Genomic DNA, 5,197 nt, shown 5'->3' with positions numbered 1-5,197 from the left:
CGTCCTCGAGGCGCCCGTCCCGGCTTTCGAAGCCGCCGACGAAACGCAGGCCCGTCGCCTTCAGCCGGAAGCGGCGGGCCGAGCCCTGGACATAGCGGGTCGAAAGACCCTCGATCGCCATCCGCCCATCATTGATGGAGACGCCGCGCAACGCCGATGATTCGTTCATGCTCCCGTCCTGTTTCGCGACCAGAATAGAGCATCGGCCCGAAAATTGGACAGCGGTTTTCGAGTCGCGGCCGTGATCCGCGCCGTTTCGGGTCCGGCGACCCACTCCTGACAATCTCATGACAGCCACGGGCTATTACGGCAGCAACACCAAGGGAGGCAGCATGACCGAGGAACTCGTCCTCTACACAAACCCGATGTCGCGCGGGCGGATCGCACGCTGGATGATGGAGGAGATCGGCCAGCCCTATCGCGCCGAGATCGTCGGCTTCGGCGCGCCGATGAAGAGCGCCGACTACAAGGCCATCAATCCGATGGGCAAGGTCCCCGCGCTCGTCCATCGCGGCACCGTCGTCACCGAATGCGCCGCGATCTGCGCCTATATGGCGGATGCCTTCCCACAGGCAGGGCTGGCGCCGCCCGTGGATAGCCGGCTGCGCGGCACCTATTACCGCTGGCTGTTCTTCACCGCCGGCCCGGTGGAGGCCGCCGTGAGCAACAAGGCCTTCGGCCTCGAGGTGCCGCCGGACCGGGCGCGTGCAATCGGCTACGGCACCTATGCCGATACGATGGACACGCTCGAGCAGGCCGTGAGTGAGGGCGAACATATCCTGGGCGACCGGTTCAGCGCGGCCGATGTCTATGTCGGCTCGCAGATCCTCTGGGGTCTGCAATTCGGCACGATCGAGAAGCGGCCCGCCTTCGAAGCCTATGGCGCGCGGCTGTCGGCGAGGCCCGCGGCGAAGCGGGCCGCCGAAATCGACAATGCGTTGATGGCGGAGATGCAAAAGGCCGGCTGAGGCGGAAACGCATCAGGTGCATGGCGCATGGCCGGCAAGTCGGGTTGCCGGCCATTCCGCGCGGGTTTAATGCTGCCGCCCGATCATTGCCTGCCGCTGCCCTCCGATCGCAGCCGCCGGACCAGCCATCGCGATCGCCATGAACGACATGTCCGCCATCGCCCGGCCGCGCCACGGCATGGGCTTCTACCCCTTCGTGGGCCTGACCGCCGCTTTGATGGCGACGAATGCGCTCGCCATCGACTCGATGCTGCCGGCCCTGCCCCAGATGGCCGAGGCCCTGGGCATCGCCGAGGCCAACCAGCGGCAGTGGATCATCACGGCCTATCTGCTCGGTTTCGGGATCTCCCAGATCTTCTACGGCACGATCTCGGATCGCTACGGCCGCCGGCCCGTGCTGCTCGCCGGCCTGATCGTCTATGTGCTGGCGAGCATCGCCGCCGCCTTTTCCGGCTCGTTCGAGGCAATGATGATCGCACGCGTCCTGCAGGGCGTCGGCGCGGCCGCGACGCGCGTGCTCGTCGTCTCGATCGTGCGCGACTGCTATTCCGGCCGCGACATGGCGCGCGTGATGTCGCTCGCAATGATCGTCTTCCTGGCCGTGCCGATCCTCGCGCCCTCGATCGGCCAGGCCATCCTCTGGGTCGCGCCCTGGCGCTGGATCTTCGGCGTGCTGACGGCCTTCGGCGCCTCCGTGCTGATCTGGGTCATGCTGAAGCTGCCCGAGACGCAGCATCCGGAGGACCGCAAGCCGATCGAGCCGAGGAGCGTTGCCGCGGCCTTCCGCACCACCCTGACGAGCCGTATCGGCGTCGGCTACATGCTGGCGATGGCCTTCGTGCTCGGCGGGCTGTTCGGCTTCATCAACTCGGCCCAGCAGGTCTTCGTCGACGTCTTCCACACGCCGGAGCTCTTCACCACGATCTTCGCCCTGATCGCGATGTTCATGGCGGCTTCCTCGCTGCTCAATTCGCGCATCGTCGGGCGGCTCGGCATGCGCCGCGTCTCGCATGCCGCGCTGCTGGGATACATCGCGCTCACGGGAGCGCATGCGCTCGTCGCGCTCGCAGGCTACGAGTCATTGTGGAGCTTCGCGATCTTCCAGGGCGCCGCGATGTTCTGCTTCGGCCTGATCGGCCCCAATTTCGGCGCGATGGCGATGGAGCCGCTCGGCCATGTCGCAGGCACCGCATCCTCGGTCCAGGGCTTCGTCACCACCGTGATCGGCGCGCTGCTCGGCTTCTATATCGGCCAGCACTTCAACGGCACGATCATCCCGCTGACGCTGGGATTCGCGCTCTGCGGCATCGCCGCACTCGTCATCGTGCTGATCGTGGAAAGGGGCCGGCTGTTCCATCCGGCGCCGGGACGCGCCTGACATTCGTCCCAGCTTCCGCCGCCTCAGGCGACGGGCATGCCTGGAATTCGCCTCGCTCCGCTTGCGGACGAAGGATATTCGCCGTGGCCCGGGAAGAGCGCCGCCTTCGCTTTCCCGTCGTCGCGTGCCTGTCCTACGCGACCTTGAGGTTCACCGCAGCGCTCTTGCCGGTCTTGCGATCTGGCTCGAGGTCATAGCTGATCTTCTGGCCCTCGTTCAGCCCGCGCAGCCCGGCACGCGTCACTGCGCTGATGTGGACGAAGATGTCGCTCCCGCCCTGGTCAGGCGTGATGAAGCCGTAGCCCTTGGTCTCGTTGAACCACTTCACGGTTCCCGTGCTCACATGCCGCTCCTTCTCAAAGCTTGCCGGACCAACCCGTCCGGCACAGCACTGTAGGAGGCAAATCGCCGCAGTTGCAACGGCGCGCCGCACAAACTCTTCCGCGCATGCGAAACGCCGCCGCAATGCCGCCCGCGCAGGCCCGGTGACGACGCAAGTCGCTTGCGGTCGACGCGCTGCTCCCGCATGAACGGCGCAAGCAAGCGAATGAGGGAGCTGCCCGATGAGCAACTATGTGATCGACCCGCCGGCCGTCGTGGCCGTTCCGGTCGCGGGGGGCGGCTCCTTTCCGGTGCGGCGCGTCTTCTGCGTGGGCCGCAACTACGCCGAGCACGCCCGCGAGATGGGGCATGATCCCGACCGCGAGGACCCGTTCTTCTTCACTAAGCCGGCCGATGCGCTCCTGATCAACGGCGCCGACATGCCCTACCCGACGAGGACAAAGGATCTCCATCACGAGATGGAGCTGGTCGTCGCGATCGGCACCGGCGGCAAGGACATCCCGGAATCCGAGGCGCTCGCCCATGTCTATGGCTACGCCGCGGGGCTCGACATGACCCGCCGCGACCTGCAGGCCGCAGCCAAGAAGGCGGGCCGTCCGTGGGACATGGCCAAGGGCTTCGATTTCTCCGGGCCGATCGGCGAGATCGTGCCGGCCAGCCACGCCGGCCACCCCAGCGCCGGCAAGATCGAACTCACGGTGAACGGCGTCGTACGCCAGAGCTCGGACCTCGCCAAGCAGATCTGGAACGTCGAGGAGACGATCGCCTATCTGTCCGGCCTGGTCGAACTGAAGCCGGGCGACCTGATCATGACCGGAACGCCGGAAGGCGTCGCCGCCGTCGTCAAGGGCGACGTGCTCGAAGGCGAGATCGCCGGCGTCGGCACCGTCCGCACCCGCATCGCCTGATCCAGCTTTCTCCGTTCCCGCATCGGATCCGACCGAAACCGGCTCCCGCTTTTCGGTCGGATGCCAATCACGACAAGGAGCGCATCATGCGCCTGACAGCCGACGCCAGCGGCGTCTTCCCGATCGCGCCGACACCGTTCAACCCGGACGGCAGCATCGACTGGGCCTCGGCCGACCGTCTCTTCGCGTTCTACCACGATATCGGTTCCGACGGCGTGACCGTGCTCGGCATCATGGGCGAGGCGCCCAAGCTCGAGCCGGAGGAATCGATCGGCCTCGTCAAGCGCGCCGTCGCGAAGATGGGCGGCAAGCCGATCATCGTCGGCGTCTCCGCGCCCGGCTTCGCGGCGATGCGCTCGCTCGCCCGGCAGGTGATGGATCTCGGCGCCGGCGGCGTGATGATCGCGCCGCCCCCGTCGCTGCGCACCGACGACCAGATCACCGGCTACTACGCCCAGGCGGTCGAGGCGATCGGCAGCGACATCCCCTTCGTCATCCAGGACTACCCGCTGACGCTTTCCGTGGTCATGACCCCGGCGGTGATCCGCAAGATCGTCCAGGACAACCCGTCCTGCGTGATGCTGAAGCACGAGGATTGGCCGGGACTCGAGAAGATCTCGACGCTGCGCAAGTTCCAGGCGGAAGGTTCGCTCCGGCCGATCTCGATCGTGACCGGCAATGGCGGGCTCTTCCTCGATTTCGAGATGGAGCGCGGGGCCGACGGCGCCAATACCGGCTATGCCTTCCCGGAGCTGCTGATCGACGTGGTGCGCCTGCAGAAGGCCGGCAAGCGCGACGAGGCGCATGACATCTTCGACGCGCACCTGCCGCTGCTGCGCTACGAGCAGCAGCAGGGCGTCGGACTCGCCGTGCGCAAGTACACGATGATGAAGCGCGGCATCCTCAGCCACGACGCCCAGCGCAAGCCGGGTGCCGCCTTGAGCGCCGCGGCCAAGGCCGAAGTCGACTACCTGCTGTCGCGGATCGCGAAGCACGATCCGCGCGCCAAGCTCTGAAGCGCGACAATCATGATGCTCGCCCGTGTGGCGAGCATCCGCCTCCTGAACACGACACGCGAAAAGCGAAGGCGTGGATGGTCGGGGCAAGCCCGACCATGACGGCAGGAGGCAATCCGGGCCTCAATGGCCCTTGTGCTCGCCTTCGGCGCCCTTGGCGGCGATCGAGTCGACCTTGAACTCGACATCGACGGTGCCCGCCTTCTCGAAGGTCAGCGTGCCCTTCATCATCTCGCCCTGCTTCAGCGGCTGCTTCAGCTCCATGAACATGATGTGGTAGCCGCCGGGCTTGAACTCGACCTTGGCGCCAGCCGGCACTTCGACGCCGTTGTCCATGGGCCGCATCGTCATGATGCCGTCCTTGGTCGCCATCTCGTGGATCTCGGCGCGTGCGGCGAAGGGAACGGAGATCGAGACCAGCCTGTCAGGCGCCGACCCCGTATTCTCGATGCTGAGATAGCCGCCGCCGACCTTGGCGCCGGCCGGCGTGGCACGCGACCAGGGATGGCCGATCTTGAGAGGCCCGGCCTTGAACTCATGGGCGGAGGCGAGGGTGGCCGACAGCACGAGCGCGGCCGCGGCAAG

At 66.7% G+C, this 5,197-nt stretch carries 6 protein-coding genes; 4 read left to right on the top strand and 2 right to left on the bottom strand.

Features of this window, described 5'->3' with window-relative positions:
* The first annotated feature begins 332 nt into the window (after window positions 1–332).
* Window positions 333–968, top strand: a complete 636-nt coding sequence (locus ACIPIA_RS09970; protein WP_400509044.1) for a glutathione S-transferase family protein — start codon at window positions 333–335, stop codon at window positions 966–968.
* 139 nt (window positions 969–1,107) lie between these two features.
* Complete coding sequence (locus ACIPIA_RS09965) at window positions 1,108–2,346, top strand: multidrug effflux MFS transporter (RefSeq protein WP_400509043.1); 1,239 nt, start codon at window positions 1,108–1,110, stop codon at window positions 2,344–2,346.
* Between the two features lie 133 nt (window positions 2,347–2,479).
* On the opposite strand, the gene ACIPIA_RS09960 is transcribed toward ACIPIA_RS09965, so the two are convergent.
* A complete protein-coding gene (locus ACIPIA_RS09960) occupies window positions 2,480–2,689 on the bottom strand; it encodes a cold-shock protein (protein WP_400509041.1) in 210 nt (69 codons plus the stop codon).
* Window positions 2,690–2,909: 220 nt separating this feature from the next.
* On the opposite strand from ACIPIA_RS09960, the gene ACIPIA_RS09955 reads away from it, so the two are divergent.
* A complete protein-coding gene (locus ACIPIA_RS09955; RefSeq protein WP_400509039.1) occupies window positions 2,910–3,596 on the top strand; it encodes a fumarylacetoacetate hydrolase family protein in 687 nt (228 codons plus the stop codon).
* Between the two features lie 86 nt (window positions 3,597–3,682).
* Window positions 3,683–4,612: a dihydrodipicolinate synthase family protein gene (locus ACIPIA_RS09950; RefSeq protein WP_400509037.1), complete on the top strand. Its 930-nt coding sequence runs from the start codon at window positions 3,683–3,685 to the stop codon at window positions 4,610–4,612.
* Window positions 4,613–4,735: 123 nt separating this feature from the next.
* On the opposite strand, the gene ACIPIA_RS09945 is transcribed toward ACIPIA_RS09950, so the two are convergent.
* A partial coding sequence (locus ACIPIA_RS09945) for a copper chaperone PCu(A)C (RefSeq protein WP_400509035.1) occupies window positions 4,736–5,197 on the bottom strand: 462 nt, incomplete at its 5' end.

The organism is Allobosea sp. CER48, assembly GCF_044752385.1.
Lineage (GTDB): Bacteria > Pseudomonadota > Alphaproteobacteria > Rhizobiales > Beijerinckiaceae > Allobosea.
The sequence above is the reverse complement of the archived record's forward strand: the minus strand, read 5'-3'. Positions and strand labels throughout refer to the sequence as shown.

Bases quoted from the DNA above. Each gene is read 5' to 3' on its own strand.
- ACIPIA_RS09970 (WP_400509044.1), top strand. From the start codon at position 333: ATGACCGAGGAACTCGTCCTCTACACAAACCCGATGTCGCGCGGGCGG.
- ACIPIA_RS09965 (WP_400509043.1), top strand. From the start codon at position 1,108: ATGAACGACATGTCCGCCATCGCCCGGCCGCGCCACGGCATGGGCTTC.
- ACIPIA_RS09955 (WP_400509039.1), top strand. From the start codon at position 2,910: ATGAGCAACTATGTGATCGACCCGCCGGCCGTCGTGGCCGTTCCGGTC.
- ACIPIA_RS09950 (WP_400509037.1), top strand. From the start codon at position 3,683: ATGCGCCTGACAGCCGACGCCAGCGGCGTCTTCCCGATCGCGCCGACA.